The organism is Rhizobium sp. WSM1274, from assembly GCF_025200775.1.
In the GTDB taxonomy this organism is placed as follows: domain Bacteria; phylum Pseudomonadota; class Alphaproteobacteria; order Rhizobiales; family Rhizobiaceae; genus Rhizobium; species Rhizobium leguminosarum_I.
Map to the genome: position 1 here is coordinate 3,676,843 of NZ_CP104138.1, position 18,249 is coordinate 3,695,091.

An 18,249-nucleotide genomic window follows, 5' to 3' on the forward strand; every position below is an offset into this window, starting at 1 on the left:
CTCCAAACTGAGGTGCCCTCTTTGGCGCAACGCTTCCAGACAGGCAAGCATTGAATAACTGTCACAATTCCTAATTATTCCCGACAACGAGCGACCAATCAGGAGACGATGCGATGAAGATTGCGGTTATGGGCGGAGACGGTTTCATCGGTTGGCCAACATCGCTGCATCTCTCCGATGCCGGTCACGACGTCCATATCCTCGACAATCTCTCGCGCCGCTGGATCGACACCGAACTCGGCGTGCAGTCGCTGACGCCGATGGATTCGATCCAGGAGCGAACCCGCATCTGGCATGCCGAAACCGGACGCCGCATCCACTTCAATCTGATCGATCTCGCCAAGGATTACGAACTCCTGAAGAACTGGCTTTCCGAACATCGCCCGGATGCCGTCATCCATTTCGCCGAACAGCGGGCCGCGCCCTATTCGATGAAGAGCGACCGCCACAAAAACTACACGGTCAACAACAATGTCAGCGCCACGCACAACCTGCTGAACGCGTTGACGGAGCTCAATCTCGATACCCATCTCATCCATCTCGGCACTATGGGCGTCTACGGCTATTCGACGGTCGGCGCGGCGATCCCAGAGGGTTACCTGCCGGTCGGCATCGAAACCGCAGGCGGCGAGACGGTCAGCCAGGAAATCCTCTACCCCTCCAATCCCGGCTCGATCTATCACATGACCAAGTGCCTGGATCAGCTTCTCTTCCAGTTCTACGCGAGGAATGATGGTCTCAGGATCACCGATCTGCACCAGGGCATCGTCTGGGGGACGCATACCGAGCAGACACGCCGCCACACTCAGCTGATCAACCGTTTCGACTACGACGGCGATTACGGCACGGTGCTGAACCGCTTCCTCATCCAGGCGGCGATCGGATACCCGCTGACGGTACACGGCACCGGCGGCCAGACCCGCGCCTTCATCCATATCCAGGATTCGGTGCGCTGCATCGAGCTGGCGCTGAAAAACCCGCCGGCGCGTGGCGCCCGCGTCGAGATCTTCAACCAGATGACGGAAACCCACCGGGTGCGCGACCTTGCCGAGATGATCGCGGGGATAAGCGGCGCCAAGATTGCCTGGCTGCCCAACCCGCGCAAGGAAGCCGCAGAGAACGAGCTGATCGTCCGGAACGAAAAATTCCGCGATCTCGGCCTCGACCCGATCACGCTGGAAGCAGGCATGCTCGGCGAAATCGTCGACGTCGCCAAGAAATTCGCCTATCGCGTCGACCGCGCACGCGTGCCGGCCGTCTCCGCCTGGACTAGGGATATCGCCGCGACGATCAATCACGATCCGGAAGGCAAGCGGTTGAAGTCGGTGTCGTGAGTGCGGGCGTGTTCATATTGGAAGGTTCCATAGAGGCTCCCTCACCAACTCACTTTATGTGGGAAGGAGACGGCATACAGTGTGAGCCCCCCTCTGCCCTGCCGGGCATCTCCCCCACAGGTGGGGAGATCACAAGCGGCTCGCACTTCCCACCCATTTACCGTTTCGCTGTGCTGGGCGCCGGTTGCTGGGGGAAGTCGTCGCGCCTAGCTAATCTCCCCACCTGTGGGGGAGATGCCCGGCAGGGCAGAGGGGGGTGGCCACGGCACACCCTCTTCTCCATCCCGTCCTTGGGCCTGATCAAGGACAGAAACAAGGAAGTGTGGTAGTGGCTAACGTAACCACGCAACCGCCTCATCGCTTCGCCTACGTCACGCTCGTCACCAATGCCGACTACGTCATGGGCGCGACCGCGCTTGCCCGCTCCCTGCGCCGAACCAGCACCAGCGCCGACATCGTTATTCTCCACACCGGCGGCGTCGATGCAGCCGCCCTCGCGCCCCTGAAAGCGCTCGACTGCCGCCTGATCGAAGTCGAGCATCTGCCGCTTTCCGACGCCTTCAACCAACGCCACGCCCGCGGCCGGCTCCATTCGACAGCCCCTTTCACCAAGGGCCGCAAGCCGGATTTCCATTCGCCGCTCGACAATTTCTGCAAGCTCAGGCTCTGGCAACTCGTCGAATATCAGCGCTGCGTCTTCATCGACGCCGACGCTCTCGTACTGAAGAACGTCGACAGGCTCTTCCTCTATCCGGAATTTTCCGCCGCCCCCAATGTCTACGAAAGCCTCGCCGACTTCCGCCGCATGAATTCCGGCGTCTTCGTCGCCACGCCCTCGCATGACACATTCCGGCACATGCTCGAAAGGCTTGACAGGCTGGACGCCTTCTGGCGGCGCACCGATCAGACCTTTCTGGAGACGTTCTTCCCGCATTGGCACGGCCTGCCGGTTTATTTCAACATGCTGCAATATGTATGGTTCACCATGCCGGAGCTTTGGGACTGGAAGAGCATTTCGATCCTGCATTACCAGTACGAAAAACCGTGGGAAAAGGATCATCCCAAAGCAGCGCGGCTACAACCCTTGATCGATCTGTGGCATCGTTTCTACAATGGCGGCGATGTGCCTGAGGTGACGACGCTGGACAATCCGGAAGGGGCAGCATGAAAGTACTGGTATCGGGTGGAACGGGTCTCGTCGGCCGGTATGTGGTCGAGGAACTGTTGGCCGCCGGATATCAGGTGATCGTCGGTGGGCGCCGCGCGCCGCTGCCCCGCCTCTTCTCCCGCCCGGTCGAGTTCGCAGCGCTTTCGCTCGATCCCGACAAAGATCAGATCGATGTCTTCGATGACGCCTATTTCTTCGTCCACGCCGCTTTCAGCCATGTCCCGGGCAAATATCGCGGCGGCGAGGGCAACGATCCGAAGACCTTCCACAGGTTGAACCTCGACGGCACCGTTCGGCTTTTCGAAGCCGCCAAACGCGCCGGCACGCGCCGCTGCGTCTTCCTGTCCAGCCGCGCCGCCTATGGCGAACACCCGCCAGAAACCGAACTGACGGAGACGATGCTGGCCAAGCCCGAAACACTCTACGGCCAGGTCAAGCTCGATGCCGAACGGGCGCTTGCCCATCTCTCGACGCCGGGTTTTGCCGGCGTGAGCCTGAGGCCGACCGGCGTCTATGGCGATCTCTCGCCGAACAAGTGGGACCGCCTCATCGCCGACTATCTCGCCGGCCGGCCGGTCGTTGCCCGCGTGGGAACCGAGGTTCACGGCCGCGATCTCGGGCGGGCGGTACGGCTGATGCTGGAGACGGAAAGCACCCGCGTCTCCGGCGAGGTCTTCAACGTCTCAGACATGTCGGTCGACACGCGCGATATCCTGTCACGCATCCGCCGCGAGACGGGCTGTCGGCACGCGCTGCCGGCTCCCGCCGATAGCGCCGCGCTCAACCCCATGAACACTACGAAAATCCGCGCGCTCGGCTGGGCGCCCGGCGGAGTGCCTCTGTTCGAGGAGACGATGCAGCGGCTGGCCGCTATGCTTCCCGAACCCCCAAGACACAGTTCCACGCAAGTCTGACGATGCAGAATGCGCCCGAATTAAAGATCGGGGAATTTGTCCATGCAGGTCGCAACCACGTCTGCCTCCATCATCTTGCGCGGCACGTCTTCGACGGCAGCCATTTCAGCCGCCGGAACCGAGACCGATCAAGGCGTGCTGAAGCTGCAGCGCGCCACCCAGGCGCTGCAGCAGATGCGCCAGACCTTGGCGAACTCGGGAGACGAGGCCAAGGCGAAGGCGCAACGCAAGCTCGAAGAGGCAAAGCAGCAGTTGGAGATGCTGCGCAGCTCCAACATGGCTCCGGAGGTGGTCGCCCGGCTGGCCGCCGAACTGGCAAGCAAGGTCGGCACCGCCGCCTCCGAATTCGCATCATCAGTCGCGGCCGACAGCCCGGCAACGGCTGTTCCGGTGGATGCAACAACCACGGATGCGACGCCGGTCGCAACCAGCGGGGCCGCCGCTACGCTGACGGATACTTCAGGAGAAGCTGCGGCCGGCGAGACCGGCTCCCAGGAACCAGACGCCGCCACCAACGCCCGCAACGCCTATGCCAGCGTCGCCGAGGATGCCCCGAAATTCTCGGGCATCTCGGCCGATGATCGCGAAACGATGGAAGAGTTCAAGGCGGTGGTGCGCGAACTCAAGCAAGTGCTCGAAAAGGCGATGCGCGAGTTGCGGCTGCAAGACCGGCAGGCCGGAGCCAATGCCGTTCCTGATATGACGGGCTTCTCCATCGCCGCGGCGACAATACCGACAAGCATCATCGTCTGACGATCGCTGCCGTCGGCGGCCGAGGCATGAAACGCGCGTGATACCGTCGCATCCGGCATTTGCATCGGACATCCCGCCGTCTATGCTCGGGTAAATCTCTCAGAACCGGCAGATCCAATGACCGCGAAAGAATTGAAAGCGCAGTTGCGCAACGAGCGGCTGTCCGCCCGCGACGCTATCCCCGCCGAGAAACGCGCCTCCAAAAGCTTCGCAATGGCCGAACATGCCGGCGAGGCTGTCGGTTTTGCACTGGGTACGATCATCTCCGGCTTTCTGCCGATCCGTTCGGAGGCCGATCTCAGGCCGCTGATGGCGCGCTTTGCCGTACGCGGTGCGCGGCTCTGCGTACCGGCAATCCTCGATCGGCAGACCATTGTCTTTCGCGAGCTGGCCGAAGGTGCGCCCCTCGTCGATACCGGTTTCGGCACGGTCGGCCCCGGCACAGATGCCGCCATTCTTGATCCCGAGATCATGCTGGTGCCGCTTTCGGCCTTCGATATCAGAGGCCACCGCATCGGCTACGGCGCCGGCCACTACGACCGCGCCATCAGCCGGCTAAGGCAAAAAGGCCTGCATCCGAAGCTGATCGGCATTGCATTCGACTGCCAGGAAGTGGCACATGTGCCCGCTGAGCCGCACGACATAAGCCTGGATGCCATCCTGACAGAAAGCGGCCTTCGCTTTTTTGCCTCTTGGATTGGATAGGGAATGCGGCTGCTTTTTCTGGGTGACATGGTCGGCAAGACGGGACGCACGGCGGTCTGGGACCGTCTTCCCGGCCTGGTTTCCGACCTCAAACTCGATTTCGTCATCGTCAACGGCGAGAACGCCGCTGGCGGCTTCGGTATCACCGAGGACATCTTTCTGGAAACGATCAATGCCGGCGCCGATGTGGTGACGACAGGCAATCACGTCTGGGACCAGAAGGAAGCCGTCGCTTTTGCCGGCCGTCACGATCAGTTCCTGCGTCCTGCCAACTATCCGCAAGGCACGCCTGGCCGCGGCTCCGGCCTTTTCTATGCCAGGAACGGCGCGCGGGTGCTCGTCGCCAACGTCATGGGCCGGGTCTTCATGCATCCGGAACTCGACGACCCTTTCAAATCGGCGGAAGTCATCCTCGACGCCTGCCCGCTGAAGGAACAGGCCGACGCGATCATCTTCGATTTCCATGCGGAGGCGACCAGTGAGAAGCAGTGCTTCGGCCATTTCGTCGACGGCCGCGCCAGCTTGGTCGTCGGGACCCACACGCATGTACCGACCGCCGACGCACAGATCCTGAACGGCGGCACCGCCTATATGTCGGATGCCGGCATGTGCGGCGACTACGACTCCTCCCTCGGCATGGACAAGGAGGAGCCGCTCAACCGCTTCATCTCCAAGATGCCGAAGGGCCGCATGGAGGCCGCGACCGGCCCCGCGACGATCTGCGGCGTCGGCGTGGAAATCTCGGATGCGACGGGACTTGCCGAAAAGATCGCGCCGCTCCGGCTCGGACCGCGGCTGGCGGAGACGGTGCCGGAGTTCTGGCGGTAGCAGGCTGCGGGCGCCATCCAACACGCAATTGTGAGCATGCTCCGTCTGGACCCCCGCGGCCTCATGCCGCATCCTTCCGCCATTCGCCCATAACCCCGAAAATCGGAATTGATTTTCGGGGTTATGCGCCGATCAAAGGGTGATAGAGCGCCGGAGGGGTGGCATGAAGCCGCGATATCTTGTCCTCGCTATCGCATGCCTTGCTGCCTTCGCCGCGCCGAATCTTGCCGGGGCACAAGACAGCGGCCACCGGCCAGCCAGTGCCAGGCGATCGCGCAAACCATCCCCAAGGTGACCTTCGCAAGCTTTTCCGGCGCTCCGCAGCTGATGCCTGCCGTCTTCGAGGGCGAAGATGTCAAACTCACCTTCCTCGGCCACTCCACCTTCGAGATCGAAACGCCCGCAGGCATGGTCATCGCGACAGATTATAATGGCTGGTACAGGCCGGCGACGATGCCCGACGTCGTGACCATGAACAAGGCCCATTCGACCCACTTCACCTTGACGCCCGATCCCGGCATCAAGCATGTGCTGCATGGGTGGAGCGATATTCCGGGCGAAAAGGCGAATATTAATCTCGTCGTCGGCGATGCTTATATCCGCAACGTCACGACGGATATCCGCTTCAGCTATGGCCTCGGCGGTGCGCACGAGAACGGCAACTCGATCTTCATTTTCGAAATCGCCGGCCTCTGCATCGGTCATCTCGGCCACCTGCACTACGAACTGACGGATGCCCATTATACCGAGATCGGCCGCCTCGACGTCGTCATGGTCCCCGTCGACGGTGGCCTGACCATGGGCGCTGACAGCATGAGCCGCGTCATCAAGCGGCTACGCTCGTCGCTGATCCTGCCGATGCACCGCCGCGGCCCGCCGGTCGAAGCCTTCGTCTCGATGTTCGGCAAGGATTTCGACGTCGTCAATGCGCCCGATGACAGTATCATCGTCTCGATGCGCACGTTGCCGAAAAAACCGCTGATCTATGTGCTGAAGGGTGTGCAGTAAACAGGCTCGGCGGTTTTCCGCGCGTCTTTTAGGCGCGCAAAGGACGCTGTAGCACTCTGAACTGCTGCATAATTCTATCCCTAAATCGATTCCAATTTAGGAGTTATCCAGGAGCCTCGTACATCAGGCGAACTGCAGATGGCGCTTGATGCCGACATCCGGCATCTTGTCGTCGTCGAGATTGGCCTTGGCGATCTCCCAGCCGAATTTCAGCGTGTTGCCTGTGGAAACCCAGATCTCGGCATCGTCGACATGGAGGGACAGCATGGTAAGCTTGGGGTCCTTCTTGCCGCCGTCATACCAGGCCGCGACGATCGAACTCCAGTATTCCTCGATCTTGGAAGGGTCGGGGCGCACGTCGATCACGCCGGCAAGGCAGGCGTGATAGTCGTGATCCCTACCGATGACGCAGAAATGCGCGCGGCTGCCGGGCTTGATGGCGCGCACGATGTCGGCATCGGTCTTGGTGTAGAACCAGATGGTGTTGGTGGTACGATCGGCATGCGGTGCCATCGGCTGCATGTGCATGTCCAGTCCGGAAATTCCAAGCATGCCGGCATGAACATCGTTGACCTGATCCCAGAGCTGACGTGCTGGATGTTCCTGCGCCTCGCTGAGACTTGCCATGACCGTTCCTTTCCGTTGTATGGAGTTCGGTTTGAAACGTCATCCCATCGCCTTTGTTCCGTGCGGAAGCAGCGGACGGTGCCCTCTTTTCCGCGCAGGGGAATATGCGATAGTGCGCCTGACCGGGAGGCGATCACAATGGGAACAGGACATTCGATTCTGGCTTTGATCTTTTGCGCAGCCTTTGCGCCCACGGGCCTTGCGGCGGAAAGGACGTTCAAGCCCGACGGGAACGGTCAGGTCGTCTTCGTCACGCCCACAAGAAATATCGGCTGTGTCTATACGCCAAAGGGCGGCGTCGAAATGTATGTTCCCGAAGACGGCGGTCCGGAGCTTGCCTGCGATCGCATCGAACCGCTCTACGTCCGCCTCATCCTGCCGGCGAGCGGCAAGGCCTATATCTTCAAGATGGTCGGCGACACCGCCTGCTGCAGCGAAGAGCATGTGCTCGACTATGGCGAGAGCTGGAGGGACGGGCCCTATTCGTGCACCTCCAGCACGGAAGGGTTGCGCTGCCGACGCCGGGACGGACATGGTTTCCTCGCTAGCCGCAAGCGGCTGACGGTTGACTGAGACAGGCGACAGACCCGTGCATCATGCGGCAAATCTACCGCTTTTTCCTTGAACGGGTGCCGTTTCGCTCTTATAAGGCGGCCCATTCCGAACAATGAGACGTGAACAGGGGTGCCATGGCTGGCCATTCACAGTTTAAAAACATCATGCACCGCAAAGGCCGTCAGGATGCCGTGCGGTCGAAAATGTTCTCCAAGCTTGCGCGCGAAATCACCGTTGCCGCCAAGGCCGGCCTGCCCGACCCGACGATGAACGCCCGCCTTCGGCTGGCGATCCAGAACGCCAAGGCCCAGTCCATGCCGAAGGACAATATCGACCGCGCCATCAAGAAGGCAGCCGGCGCCGACGGCGAGAATTACGATGAAGTCCGCTATGAGGGCTACGGCCCCGGCGGCACGGCGATCATCGTCGAGGCCCTGACCGACAACCGCAACCGTACCGCCTCCAACGTGCGCTCGAGCTTCACCAAGGCTGGCGGCGCTCTCGGCGAAACCGGTTCCGTGTCCTTCTCCTTCGACCATGTCGGCGAAATCACCTACAAACTCTCCGTCGGCGATGGCGACAAGGTGATGGAAGCCGCGATCGAAGCCGGCGCCGACGACGTCGAAACCGACGAAGACGGCCACTACATCACCTGCGCCTTCGAAGCCCTCGGCGACGTGGCGAAAGCGCTGGAATCGAGCCTCGGCGAAGCCGAAACCGTCAAGGCCGTCTGGCGTGCCCAGAACAACGTCCCGGTAGACGAGGAAAAAGCCCAGTCGCTGCTGAAACTCATCGACAGCCTGGAAGACGATGACGACGTGCAGAACGTCTATTCCAACTTCGAAGTCTCGGAAGAAGTCCTGGCGAAGCTCTCGGCCTGATCTCCTCAGGCAGGTGTCAAATAAAACCCGGATGCAACGCCGGGTTTCTTCTTGCCGTAAAGGATTCAGATTTTAGGCCGACCGGCCTAAAATCATCCTGTTCTAAGCGGCGGCTCGCATGAAATTTCCCAGCCCGGCGAATAGTTCCACCGATGTCAGCCGCGCCTCGATGTCGTGGATCGGCATCGAGATGATTACCTCGTCGGCCTGCGTTTCCTGTAGAAACTCCGTCAGTTTCGCCTCCGCCGTCTTCTGCGAGCCGACCACGGCATAACGCAGCGTGTGTTCGACATTCATCTTTTCCATCGGCGACCAGAAGTCCCCCATATCGGTCACCGGACGCGGGAACGGGCCGCGGACGTTGCGGCGCAGATTGACGAATTGCTGCTGGGCAGAGGTGAAATGATAGCGTGCCTCCTCGTCCGTCGCCGCCACCGCACCCATCACGCCGACCATCACATGGGGCTTGTCGAGCGTCGCCGAAGGCTTGAAGCGGTCGCGATAGATCGCAATCGCATCGAGCAGCATGTCGGGCGCGAAATGCGAGGCGAAGGCATAGGGAAGCCCCAGCATGCCGGCGAGCTGGGCGCTGTAGAGACTGGAGCCGAGCAGCCAGATCGGGATATGAGAGCCATTGCCGGGAACCGCGAGGATCGCCTGGTTCTCGACCGGCGTATCGAGGAGTTGCTGCAGTTCCACCACGTCGTTGGGGAAACTGTTTGCACCGGCCTCGAGGTTGCGCCGCAGCGCTTGTGCCGTGCGCATGTCCGTTCCCGGTGCACGCCCGAGGCCGAGATCGATGCGGCCGGGGAAGAGCGCCTCCAGCGTGCCGAACTGCTCGGCGATGACGAGCGGCGAATGATTGGGCAGCATGATGCCGCCGGAGCCGATGCGGATGTGCTTTGTCGCAGCCCCGACATGGCCGATGACGACTGATGTGGCGGCACTGGCGATCCCCGGCATGCCGTGATGTTCGGCAAGCCAGAAACGCTTGTAGCCGAATTCCTCCGCCTTCACAGCCATCCGCGCCGAGCCCTCGAGGGACTGGCGCACGGTGCTGCCTTCGGCAACGGGGGAAAGGTCGAGTATGGAGAAGGGAACCATGGGAAACCTGCCGGGCAGTTGGACGATGCCGTCTATGTAGGTTCGCGCCCACACCATTCCAAACCATGAGCGTAACAAAAAGGGCCGCGCGAGCGCGGCCTCTGTGCAATGTTGAAAGCGCTGAGTTACCGGTGACGGCGCAGCACGTGCACCTCGGCGCTCGGTTGATGGTGGCCGGGCGGCAGCGTGAAATTGCCGAGCTGGCGGTCCATTTCCAGGGCTTCCGTCGCCAGCCGGTGGATCGCCGCCGTCGTCTCCTCGACCATCGAGGCGTTCTGCTGCGTCATCGCGTCGAGTTCGGCGACGGCGCTATTGATCTCGCGCAGCGTATTGGCTTCCTCGCGGGTCGCACCCATGATCTCGTTGATCTGCCCGTTGATCGCCTCGACATGGGCGCCGATGCCGGTCAACGCGACGCCCGCTTTTTCCACAAGCGCAACGCCGCTTTCGACCTCATGCGTCGATTTCTGCAGCAGGCTGGAGATTTCCTTGGCGGCACTCGACGAGCGCTGGGCGAGCTCGCGCACTTCCATGGCGACGACCGCGAAGCCCTTGCCGGATTCACCCGCGCGCGCCGCCTCGACACCGGCATTGAGCGCCAGGAGGTTGGTCTGGAAGGCAATGTCGTCGATGACGGAGATGATCGTGTTGATCTGGCGCGACGAGGCCTGGATTGCCTCCATCGCCGCGATCGTCTCGCGCATGATCTGGCCTGAGCCGGTCGTCTCCTTCTTGGCGTCGCGGGCGATGCGCTCGGCCTGTTCGGCTCGCTCGATCTGCCGGCGGACCGACTGGGTGATGGCGCTGATCGCATTCGCCGTCTCGGTGATCGAGCCGGCCTGGCGCTCGGTGCGCCCGGCAAGTTCGTCGGCGCCGGTGCGCATCTCCTCTGAGCCGGCGCGCACGGCCATCGAATTACCGCCGATTGCCGTCATGGTTTCGCTGAGCGTCGCCAGCGCCTCGTTGAAATTGACGCGCAGGCTTTCGAGCTCGTTCGGGAAGCGGGTATCGATCTGATAGGCGAGATCGCCGTTCGCCAGATGATGCAGGCCCTCGTCAATCGCCTCGACCACCTGCTGCAGCGTCTTCGCCTCGGCGTCGCGTTCGGCCAGATTCTGCTGGCGGTCTTGCTCCGCCTGCAGGCGTGTCTCTTCGCTGGCGGCTTCGAGCTCGCGGCTTTCGATCAGCGAGTGGCGGAAGCGGTCGAGCGCGTTGGCCATCGTGCCGATCTCGTCCTTGCGGTTCAGGCTGCCGATCTCGCTGTCGAGCTTGCCGTCGGCGACATCGCGGGTGACGCCGGCAAGCCGCGCAAGCGGTGAAAACAGCAAATTGGTGACGAGCCCGGTCGCGATCGCCATGACGACGAGTACGCCGATGCCGATCATCGTCAGCAGGGTGGCGATCTCGATCGAGCCGGCATTGAGCTCGCTCAAAAGCACGCTTTCGACCACGAGGAAGCGATCGCCGCGATAGTCGATACCGCGAACATAGGCGCGAGCCGCACCATCCGCTCGGCTGAAATCGGCAACTGTCATCGCCGAACTGGCAAGCGCGCTCTTGATGAAGGTGAAGGGTGTCGCGTCAAGCGTCGTAAGCTTGCCGCTACCGTCGAGACTGACGGCGGATCCATCGCCGGAGACGATCGCCGCCCGCGCCGTGCTGCCCTGGACGATGCCCTTGGCGAGGATGCCGGTGACGATCTCATCCCGCACCTTGAAGAGGATGATGCCCTTGGCCGCCCCAAGCTTGACGATCGGCACGGCATAGAAGATCGCCGACTTGCCGTTGCCGGCATCGACGCGAAGACCGGAAAAGCCGGTCGGCGCGGCGTCATCGGTCGCCTTGGCGGTATTCTCGATCGCCTTGGCGAAAGCAATGCCGGCGCCGGTCGCCTTCCAGGCGTCCGACTTCAGATTTTCGGCGAAATCGTCTTGCTTCTTATAGGAATAGAGCACCGTACCCTCGAGATCGACGATCAGCAGATCGCTGAAGGCGGTATCCTCGAGGTCGCGGGCGACTTCGCCCTGCGTCTTTTCGTGGCTCGAATAGTAAAAGCCGCTTGGCCCCTCCGGCTTGATCAGCTTCTCGCGCTGGTCGGCGGGATTGGGGTTGCCTGCTATGAAAACCTTCTTCAGCTCGGCCCGGGCATCGCCCGCGGTCTTCTCGATGGTCTTCCAGCCGCTCTTCAGATTGGTGATCGACATCTGCAGCGCCTCGATGCGCGCGATGGAGTTGGCCTGGTTTTCAAGCTGCGTCAGCTGGTCCTGCAGCATGTCGCCGCGAAAGATCAGCACGCTTTCCTTGGCCTTCAGCGCCTGCTCGTCAGAAATGCGGCTGCTGGCGAAATAGGCAAGCACATCGATGACCGCGATCGACAGCACGGTCAGCAGAATGAATGTGACGATGACCTTGAAGGACAAGGATTGAAATCTCCGAGCCATGTACGACGAACCCCTTCGTAACGCGCCTGCCAGCGCGGGCACGCTGCGCATGCCTGATCAACTGACCTATAAACAGAACATCGGGGGCTTAAATCTTCGCGAAAAGGGCCCCTCTCGTATTCAATGACTAGAATTCAGGCATCTGTTTTAATTCGCGGTAAATGGCAGGGCCGAAATCCGGGAATGTTTTTGTTTTGTTCACACATCGATGGCACTTATTTCGCAATCGCTATAGGTTGAACCATGCAAAATACGATTCGCATCGTCGGCATCGATCCCGGGCTTCGCCGCACCGGCTGGGGAATCATCGAGACATCAGGCAATTCCCTGCGGTTTGTGGCGTCCGGAACCGTGACCTCTGATGGCGACATGGACCTTGCCTCCCGCCTTTGCCAATTGCACGACGGCCTGGCGGAGATCGTCCACAGTTACAAGCCGGACGAGGCCGCCGTCGAACAGACCTTCGTCAACAAGGATGCGGTGGCGACCCTGAAGCTTGGTCAGGCCCGCGGCATTGCCATGCTGGTACCGGCCCGCGCCGGGCTGCCGGTCTCCGAATATGCCCCGAACGCCGTGAAGAAGGCCGTCATCGGCGTCGGCCATGGCGAAAAGCAGCAGATCCACATGATGTTGAAGATCCTGATGCCGAAGGTCGAATTCAAGGGCAACGACGCCGCCGACGCCCTGGCGATCGCCATCTGTCACGCGCATAATCGCGGCAGCAACCGAATGCGGCAGGCATTGGCCGGATAGCTTGTTCTTGACTTGTTCCATTGGTAAGGATAATTCTTACTGTGAAGGAGCAACAAGATGCGAGTTACGTCCAAAGGGCAGGTCACCATTCCTCGTGATCTCAGGGAACTTGTCGGCATCGAGGCCAATAGCGAGGTCATTTTCTCAATAGAGGGCGGCAAGCTCGTTCTCTCGCCGAAGAACGGCAAGCAGGAGATCGAGGATCGGGGCCGCCTGGATCGTTTCATACAGACGATCCGTCGTCTCGAGGGCACTGGCGATCAGGAGATCGATGCCGAAGACCTTATGTCGATGACCCGTGATCGCTGATGGCCACACTTGTCGACACGAACATACTTGTCGATCTGGCCGTGGTCGGTTCGGACTGGCACGGTTGGTCGCGTCGAAGGATGCTTGACGTCTTCAAAGACGGTCCTGTCCTCATAAACCCGATCATCTATTCCGAATTTTCCGTTCGGTACGACGACGTGGACGAAGTCGATCGACTGCTGCCGCAGGATGAATTCCGCCGCGAGAATCTGCCTTGGCCGGCTGCATTCGCCGCTGCTGCGGCCTTCCGGCTTTACCGTCGCGCCGGCGGTGGGCGCGAACGGATCTTGCCCGATTTCTTCATCGGCGCGCATGCGGCAATAAGGGGCTACAGAATTTTGACCCGCGATCCCAGCGGATACCGCTCCTATTTCCCCTCCGTTGACCTTATAACCCCCGAAACGCATCCTTGAGAGACCGCGACCCATGATCGGCAAGCTGAAAGGCACCATAGACGAGATCGGCGAAGACTATGTGCTCGTCGACGTGCACGGCGTTTGCTACGTCGCCCATTGCTCGGCCCGCACCCTGTCCAAGCTCGGCTCGGCCGGCGAGGCCTGCGTGCTCTTCATCGAGACCTATGTGCGCGAGGACCAGTTGAAGCTCTTCGGTTTCATGACGGCGCTGGAGCGGGAATGGTTCAACCTGCTCCAGAGCGTCCAGGGCGTCGGCGCCAAGGTGGCGCTCGCCGTGCTCTCGACGCTGACGCCAGGCGAACTTGCCAATGCAATCGCCCTGCAGGACCGTGCCGCGGTCTCGCGTGCGCCGGGCGTCGGCCCGAAAGTGGCGATGCGCCTCGTCACCGAGCTCAAGAATCGGGCGCCGGCCTTTGCCGGCGAAGCGATCAATATCGCCCTCAAGCAGGAACTCGGCGAAGGGGTCGCGGCCGCGCCTGTCGCCGACGCGGTTTCCGCGCTGACCAACCTCGGCTACAGCAGAGACCAGGCGGCGAATGCGATTGCCGCAGCAATGAAGACTGCAGGCGACGGCGCCGACAGCGCCAAGCTGATCAGGCTGGGATTGAAGGAGTTGGCGCGTTGATCTCCTTGAATATATCGCAATTCCTTACTAAACTTGAATGGTAAGGAGATCCGCATGAATATCTACTACGGTACGATGACATCGAAGGGCCAGACTACAATTCCGGCTGAAGTTCGTGAATTGCTGAATCTGAAGTCCGGCGACAGGATCCGCTACATCAACCGCGATGGCGAAATCATCATGAAAGCCAAGAACAAACGCGCCATCGACCTGGCAGGCAAGTTTCACGATCCGAACCGACCGACGATTACTTTGACGCAAATGGACGAGGCGATTGGGGAAGCCATCGCCGATCACGTGACCAGTGCAAGATGATTGGCCTCGACACCAATATTATGCTGCGCTTCCTCCTGAAGGACGATGTCGTCCAGACGGAGAAGGTCACAACCCTCTTCGCGAGCCTGTCCGATACCGCACCTGGCTATATCAGTTGCATCACGCTGATGGAATGCGCGTGGTTCTTGAGACAACGGATCAAGCTGAAGAGAGAACAGCTCATGGAGGCGATTTCGGACTTGTTGGACTCGGCCGACCTGATCCTTGAAGATGAAAGAGTAGTCGAGGAAACGCTCGCAATCATGGTGCGGACGAATGCAGAATTCGCAGATGTCTTCATCGCCCTTCGCAATCGTGATGCGGGTTGCGTGACAACCAGGACATTCGATGCCCAAGCCGCAAAAACCATACCTGGAATGGAACTTTTGACATGAGCGAATCCGCCCGCCTGATTTCGCCGGAAAAGCGGGGCGAAGACCTTGATATCACGTTGCGCCCGCAATCGCTGGACGAGTTCACCGGCCAGGCGGAGGCGCGCGCCAATCTCAAGGTCTTCATCGAGGCGGCGAAAAACCGCGGCGAAGCGCTGGACCATGTGCTCTTCGTCGGCCCGCCCGGCCTCGGCAAGACCACGCTGGCGCAGATCATGGCCAAAGAACTCGGCGTCAACTTTCGCTCGACCTCCGGCCCTGTTATCGCCAAGGCCGGCGATCTCGCTGCCCTGCTCACCAATCTCGAGGAGCGTGATGTGCTCTTCATCGACGAGATCCATCGCCTCAACCCCGCCGTCGAGGAAATCCTCTATCCGGCCATGGAAGATTTCCAGCTCGACCTGATCATCGGGGAAGGCCCTGCCGCTCGCTCGGTGAAGATCGACCTGTCGAAATTCACGCTGGTGGCGGCCACCACCCGCCTCGGCCTGTTGACGACGCCGTTGCGCGACCGTTTCGGCATTCCGGTGCGCCTGAGCTTCTACACCGTCGAGGAGCTGGAACTGATCGTGCGCCGTGGCGCGCGGCTGATGAACCTGCCGATCACCGAGGAGGGCGCCCGCGAGATTGCAAGACGCGCCCGCGGCACTCCGCGCATCGCCGGCCGGCTTCTGCGGCGCGTGCGCGACTTTGCCGAGGTGGCAAGGGCGGAAGCCGTCACCCGCGAGATCGCCGACGAAGCGCTGACCCGCCTGCTGGTCGACAATGTCGGCTTCGACCAGCTCGACAAACGTTACCTCAACATGATCGCCGTCAATTTCGGCGGTGGCCCGGTCGGCATCGAAACCATCGCCGCCGGCCTTTCCGAGCCGCGCGACGCGATCGAGGACATCATCGAGCCCTATATGATCCAGCAGGGTTTTATTCAGCGCACGCCACGCGGCCGTGTTCTGACCGCAATCGCGTGGAAACATCTGGGAATGCAACCGCCCAAGGATATGGAGGCTGCGCAGTTCCGGCTGTTCCAGGAGGACAACTGAGTGATCACCCGCCGCGGATTTTTCAAGGTTCTGGGCGGCGGTATCGCAGGCGTCATGTCGCTCGGTGGTTATGCCTTCGCCTATGAACCGCTCGCGCGGCTCGCCATCACCCGCTATCAGCTGACGCCGCCGGGATGGACGCCCGGGCTCAAGCTGCGCGTCGTTGCGCTCGCCGATCTCCATGCCTGCGAGCCCTGGATGTCGGCAAGCCGCATTGCCGCGATCTGCCACAGGGCGAACGAACTCGAAGGCGACGTCACCGTCCTGCTCGGCGATTATGCCGCCGGCATGAACATGGTGACGCAGTACGTGCATTCGAGCCAATGGTCGAAGGCGCTCGCCACCTTGCAGGCCCCTCTCGGAGTCCACGCGATTATGGGCAACCACGATTGGTGGGAGGACAGGACAGCCCAGAAGAACGGCGGGACGGAAACATTCGGGCACCGGGCCCTCGCCGACGTCGGCATCCCGGTCTATGGCAACCGCGCCGTCCGGCTCGAAAAGGATGGCCGCGGCTTTTGGCTCGCAGGCCTCGAAGATCAGCTGGCGCTGCTGCCGGGCCGGAAGTGGGGCCGCACGCAGATGCTCGGCCTCGACGATCTCGAGGGAACGATGGCGCAGATTACCGACGATGCGCCCGTCATCCTGCTCGCTCATGAGCCCGATATCTTTCCGCGCGTGCCCGAGCGCGTCTCGCTGACGCTATCGGGCCACACCCATGGCGGACAGATCCGATTCCTCGGCCGTTCGCCGATCGTGCCCTCGCGCTACGGCAATCGCTACGCCTATGGCCATATCGTTGAAGAGGAGCGTAATATCATCGTTTCCGGCGGCCTTGGCTGCTCCATTGCACCCGTCCGGTTCGGCGTGCCGCCGGAAATTGTCGTGATCGATCTTGGATAAGAATGGCATGACCAAGCGCATTCACATCCGCCTGAATGCAGGCGGTCGGCGTTTCAACTATCGCATCGCCGGCCTCGGCTTTCGCGACGGCCATGTGCTCGTTCATCGCGCCGTACACGAGCCCTTCTGGACTTTTCCGGGCGGTCGGGCGGAGATCGGCGAAACCTCGGAAGAGACACTGAAGCGCGAGATGGTGGAGGAGCTGGGCGTTGAGGTGACCGTCCATCGCCTGCTGTGGATCGTCGAGAATTTCTTCCACTACGAACAGCGCGATTGGCACGAACTCGGCTTCTATTACCTGATGGACATCCCGCCGGAATTCCCCTTCCGACGGGGCGAGATCATCCATCGAGTCGAGGACGACGACAACCATCTCGAATTCAAATGGGTGCCGGCAACGCGCCATGCCCTGATCGCACTCGACATCCCGCCCTATTTCATCGCCGATGAAATCGAAACCCTTCCCGTTTCGCCACGTCATCTCGTCTGGCGGGACGGCGATCTCGACGGCAAAGACTGACGCAAGCAATTCAAGGCGTTACAGCGCCCTTTGCGCGCCTCAAAAGGCGCCCGGAGCTGTAGCCAAAAGCGCTTAAGGAGGAGATGCGCCGATGCCGACCTTCGATCCTGTCAGGCCATTCCGCAAACTTGCCTATAACAACGCCCTTGCCAACCGCCGGCTGCTTCGGACCTGCGCGACATTGAAGTCTGGCGAATTCGAAGCGCCACGCACAAGCTTCTTTCCCTCGATCAAGGAAACCTTGAACCATATCATCACGGTCGACTGGTTCTATGTCGACGGCCTGGAAGGCGGCACGCTCGGGCTCAAAGCCTTTGAGGTCGACGAACCATTCGATGACCTCTCCTCGCTGGCAGAAGCCCAGGCGAAGGTCGATCAGCGCCTGGTGGCACTTTGCGAGGCCCTGACGCCGGAGAGGCTCACCTCGACCATTAGCCTCCATCGCGGCGACCGCATTCAAGAGGAGCGGATGGACGACGTGCTCGGCCACCTCTTCCAGCATCAGACCCATCATCGCGGACAGGTACATGCGATGCTCTCCGGCACGAGCGTCGCTCCGCCGCAACTCGATGAATTCATCGTTGCCAACGATGCCAGGTTCCGCGGCAGCGAACTCGCAGCGCTCGGCTGGAGCGAAGAAACACTGATGCGTTAGCGC

The 18,249-nt window shown here is 61.2% G+C and carries 21 protein-coding genes and 1 pseudogene; 19 read left to right on the top strand and 3 right to left on the bottom strand.

The genetic code is table 11. The annotated features are described in order from the left end of the window. Nucleotides 1-113: 113 nt before the first annotated feature. The 7 genes and pseudogenes from N2600_RS18315 (at nt 114) to N2600_RS18345 (ending at nt 6,710) form a co-directional block, all read left to right on the top strand. Entirely contained in the window at nt 114-1,334 is a 1,221-nt protein-coding gene (locus N2600_RS18315; protein WP_170279773.1) for an NAD-dependent epimerase/dehydratase family protein, read from the top strand. Nucleotides 1,335-1,734: 400 nt separating this feature from the next. Beyond that, a complete protein-coding gene (locus N2600_RS18320) occupies nt 1,735-2,502 on the top strand; it encodes a glycosyltransferase (RefSeq protein ID WP_206120633.1) in 768 nt (255 codons plus the stop codon). Continuing rightward, complete coding sequence (locus tag N2600_RS18325; RefSeq protein WP_222384620.1) at nt 2,499-3,416, top strand: NAD-dependent epimerase/dehydratase family protein; 918 nt, start codon at nt 2,499-2,501, stop codon at nt 3,414-3,416. Before N2600_RS18320 ends, N2600_RS18325 begins: the two co-directional genes overlap by 4 nt. Nucleotides 3,417-3,458: 42 nt before the next feature. Continuing rightward, nucleotides 3,459-4,169: a hypothetical protein gene (locus N2600_RS18330; protein ID WP_260297040.1), complete on the top strand. Its 711-nt coding sequence runs from the start codon at nt 3,459-3,461 to the stop codon at nt 4,167-4,169. 117 nt (nt 4,170-4,286) lie between these two features. After that, entirely contained in the window at nt 4,287-4,874 is a 588-nt protein-coding gene (locus tag N2600_RS18335) for a 5-formyltetrahydrofolate cyclo-ligase (protein ID WP_170257741.1), read from the top strand. A gap of 3 nt (nt 4,875-4,877) precedes the next feature. Then, nucleotides 4,878-5,702, top strand: a complete 825-nt coding sequence (locus tag N2600_RS18340; RefSeq protein WP_260297041.1) for a TIGR00282 family metallophosphoesterase — start codon at nt 4,878-4,880, stop codon at nt 5,700-5,702. A 163-nt stretch (nt 5,703-5,865) separates the two neighbouring features. Continuing rightward, nucleotides 5,866-6,710: pseudogene (locus N2600_RS18345) on the top strand (MBL fold metallo-hydrolase). Between the two features lie 123 nt (nt 6,711-6,833). Here the strand turns inward: N2600_RS18345 and N2600_RS18350 are convergent. Continuing rightward, nucleotides 6,834-7,337, bottom strand: coding sequence for a pyridoxamine 5'-phosphate oxidase family protein (locus N2600_RS18350; RefSeq protein WP_260297042.1), 504 nt, complete (start codon nt 7,335-7,337; stop codon nt 6,834-6,836). Between the two features lie 138 nt (nt 7,338-7,475). Here N2600_RS18350 and N2600_RS18355 point away from each other — a divergent pair, with 138 nt between their 5' ends. Together N2600_RS18355 and N2600_RS18360 are read left to right on the top strand one after the other, a co-directional pair. Continuing rightward, on the top strand, nt 7,476-7,910 hold the full coding sequence (locus N2600_RS18355) for a DUF6636 domain-containing protein (protein ID WP_260297043.1): 435 nt from the start codon (nt 7,476-7,478) through the stop codon (nt 7,908-7,910). Between the two features lie 116 nt (nt 7,911-8,026). Further along, nucleotides 8,027-8,773, top strand: coding sequence for a YebC/PmpR family DNA-binding transcriptional regulator (locus N2600_RS18360; RefSeq protein WP_162118855.1), 747 nt, complete (start codon nt 8,027-8,029; stop codon nt 8,771-8,773). Nucleotides 8,774-8,875: 102 nt separating this feature from the next. Here N2600_RS18360 and N2600_RS18365 read toward each other — a convergent pair whose 3' ends face one another. Continuing rightward, nucleotides 8,876-9,877, bottom strand: coding sequence for an LLM class flavin-dependent oxidoreductase (locus tag N2600_RS18365; RefSeq protein WP_260298847.1), 1,002 nt, complete (start codon nt 9,875-9,877; stop codon nt 8,876-8,878). A 125-nt stretch (nt 9,878-10,002) separates the two neighbouring features. Then, nucleotides 10,003-12,318 (bottom strand): methyl-accepting chemotaxis protein, encoded by a 2,316-nt coding sequence (locus N2600_RS18370; RefSeq protein ID WP_260297044.1) that lies wholly within the window; start codon nt 12,316-12,318, stop codon nt 10,003-10,005. A gap of 243 nt (nt 12,319-12,561) precedes the next feature. On the opposite strand from N2600_RS18370, the gene ruvC reads away from it, so the two are divergent. The 10 genes from ruvC to N2600_RS18420 all read left to right on the top strand — a co-directional run bounded on the left by ruvC (nt 12,562) and on the right by N2600_RS18420 (nt 18,246). Further along, nucleotides 12,562-13,071 (top strand): crossover junction endodeoxyribonuclease RuvC, encoded by a 510-nt coding sequence (gene ruvC, locus N2600_RS18375; protein WP_003542749.1) that lies wholly within the window; start codon nt 12,562-12,564, stop codon nt 13,069-13,071. Nucleotides 13,072-13,128: 57 nt separating this feature from the next. Then, nucleotides 13,129-13,380, top strand: a complete 252-nt coding sequence (locus N2600_RS18380; RefSeq protein WP_017961997.1) for an AbrB/MazE/SpoVT family DNA-binding domain-containing protein — start codon at nt 13,129-13,131, stop codon at nt 13,378-13,380. Continuing rightward, nucleotides 13,380-13,793, top strand: coding sequence for a type II toxin-antitoxin system VapC family toxin (locus N2600_RS18385; RefSeq protein ID WP_017968117.1), 414 nt, complete (start codon nt 13,380-13,382; stop codon nt 13,791-13,793). The genes N2600_RS18380 and N2600_RS18385 overlap by 1 nt, the downstream gene beginning before the upstream one ends. A gap of 13 nt (nt 13,794-13,806) precedes the next feature. Continuing rightward, nucleotides 13,807-14,421 carry a Holliday junction branch migration protein RuvA gene (gene ruvA / locus N2600_RS18390; protein ID WP_017968118.1) on the top strand — a complete coding sequence of 205 codons (615 nt, stop codon included), beginning with the start codon at nt 13,807-13,809 and terminating at the stop codon, nt 14,419-14,421. A gap of 54 nt (nt 14,422-14,475) precedes the next feature. Then, nucleotides 14,476-14,736, top strand: coding sequence for an AbrB/MazE/SpoVT family DNA-binding domain-containing protein (locus N2600_RS18395; protein ID WP_017968119.1), 261 nt, complete (start codon nt 14,476-14,478; stop codon nt 14,734-14,736). Then, complete coding sequence (locus N2600_RS18400) at nt 14,733-15,131, top strand: PIN domain-containing protein (RefSeq protein ID WP_260297047.1); 399 nt, start codon at nt 14,733-14,735, stop codon at nt 15,129-15,131. The genes N2600_RS18395 and N2600_RS18400 overlap by 4 nt, the downstream gene beginning before the upstream one ends. Beyond that, entirely contained in the window at nt 15,128-16,168 is a 1,041-nt protein-coding gene (gene ruvB, locus N2600_RS18405) for a Holliday junction branch migration DNA helicase RuvB (protein ID WP_017968121.1), read from the top strand. Before N2600_RS18400 ends, ruvB begins: the two co-directional genes overlap by 4 nt. After that, a complete protein-coding gene (locus tag N2600_RS18410; RefSeq protein WP_017968122.1) occupies nt 16,169-17,071 on the top strand; it encodes a metallophosphoesterase in 903 nt (300 codons plus the stop codon). Between the two features lie 7 nt (nt 17,072-17,078). Beyond that, complete coding sequence (locus N2600_RS18415; RefSeq protein ID WP_260297048.1) at nt 17,079-17,591, top strand: NUDIX hydrolase; 513 nt, start codon at nt 17,079-17,081, stop codon at nt 17,589-17,591. Nucleotides 17,592-17,682: 91 nt separating this feature from the next. Further along, a complete protein-coding gene (locus N2600_RS18420; protein WP_260297049.1) occupies nt 17,683-18,246 on the top strand; it encodes a DinB family protein in 564 nt (187 codons plus the stop codon). Nucleotides 18,247-18,249 lie beyond the last annotated feature (3 nt).

Excerpts from the sequence above, each read along its gene's own strand:
- N2600_RS18315 (WP_170279773.1), top strand. The coding sequence starts at position 114 with ATGAAGATTGCGGTTATGGGCGGAGACGGTTTCATCGGTTGGCCAACA.
- N2600_RS18320 (WP_206120633.1), top strand. The coding sequence starts at position 1,735 with ATGGGCGCGACCGCGCTTGCCCGCTCCCTGCGCCGAACCAGCACCAGC.
- N2600_RS18325 (WP_222384620.1), top strand. The coding sequence starts at position 2,499 with ATGAAAGTACTGGTATCGGGTGGAACGGGTCTCGTCGGCCGGTATGTG.
- N2600_RS18330 (WP_260297040.1), top strand. The coding sequence starts at position 3,459 with ATGCAGGTCGCAACCACGTCTGCCTCCATCATCTTGCGCGGCACGTCT.
- N2600_RS18335 (WP_170257741.1), top strand. The coding sequence starts at position 4,287 with ATGACCGCGAAAGAATTGAAAGCGCAGTTGCGCAACGAGCGGCTGTCC.
- N2600_RS18340 (WP_260297041.1), top strand. The coding sequence starts at position 4,878 with ATGCGGCTGCTTTTTCTGGGTGACATGGTCGGCAAGACGGGACGCACG.
- N2600_RS18350 (WP_260297042.1), bottom strand. The coding sequence starts at position 7,337 with ATGGCAAGTCTCAGCGAGGCGCAGGAACATCCAGCACGTCAGCTCTGG.
- N2600_RS18355 (WP_260297043.1), top strand. The coding sequence starts at position 7,476 with ATGGGAACAGGACATTCGATTCTGGCTTTGATCTTTTGCGCAGCCTTT.
- N2600_RS18360 (WP_162118855.1), top strand. The coding sequence starts at position 8,027 with ATGGCTGGCCATTCACAGTTTAAAAACATCATGCACCGCAAAGGCCGT.
- N2600_RS18365 (WP_260298847.1), bottom strand. The coding sequence starts at position 9,877 with ATGGTTCCCTTCTCCATACTCGACCTTTCCCCCGTTGCCGAAGGCAGC.
- N2600_RS18370 (WP_260297044.1), bottom strand. The coding sequence starts at position 12,318 with ATGGCTCGGAGATTTCAATCCTTGTCCTTCAAGGTCATCGTCACATTC.
- ruvC (WP_003542749.1), top strand. The coding sequence starts at position 12,562 with ATGCAAAATACGATTCGCATCGTCGGCATCGATCCCGGGCTTCGCCGC.
- N2600_RS18380 (WP_017961997.1), top strand. The coding sequence starts at position 13,129 with ATGCGAGTTACGTCCAAAGGGCAGGTCACCATTCCTCGTGATCTCAGG.
- N2600_RS18385 (WP_017968117.1), top strand. The coding sequence starts at position 13,380 with ATGGCCACACTTGTCGACACGAACATACTTGTCGATCTGGCCGTGGTC.
- ruvA (WP_017968118.1), top strand. The coding sequence starts at position 13,807 with ATGATCGGCAAGCTGAAAGGCACCATAGACGAGATCGGCGAAGACTAT.
- N2600_RS18395 (WP_017968119.1), top strand. The coding sequence starts at position 14,476 with ATGAATATCTACTACGGTACGATGACATCGAAGGGCCAGACTACAATT.
- N2600_RS18400 (WP_260297047.1), top strand. The coding sequence starts at position 14,733 with ATGATTGGCCTCGACACCAATATTATGCTGCGCTTCCTCCTGAAGGAC.
- ruvB (WP_017968121.1), top strand. The coding sequence starts at position 15,128 with ATGAGCGAATCCGCCCGCCTGATTTCGCCGGAAAAGCGGGGCGAAGAC.
- N2600_RS18415 (WP_260297048.1), top strand. The coding sequence starts at position 17,079 with ATGACCAAGCGCATTCACATCCGCCTGAATGCAGGCGGTCGGCGTTTC.
- N2600_RS18420 (WP_260297049.1), top strand. The coding sequence starts at position 17,683 with ATGCCGACCTTCGATCCTGTCAGGCCATTCCGCAAACTTGCCTATAAC.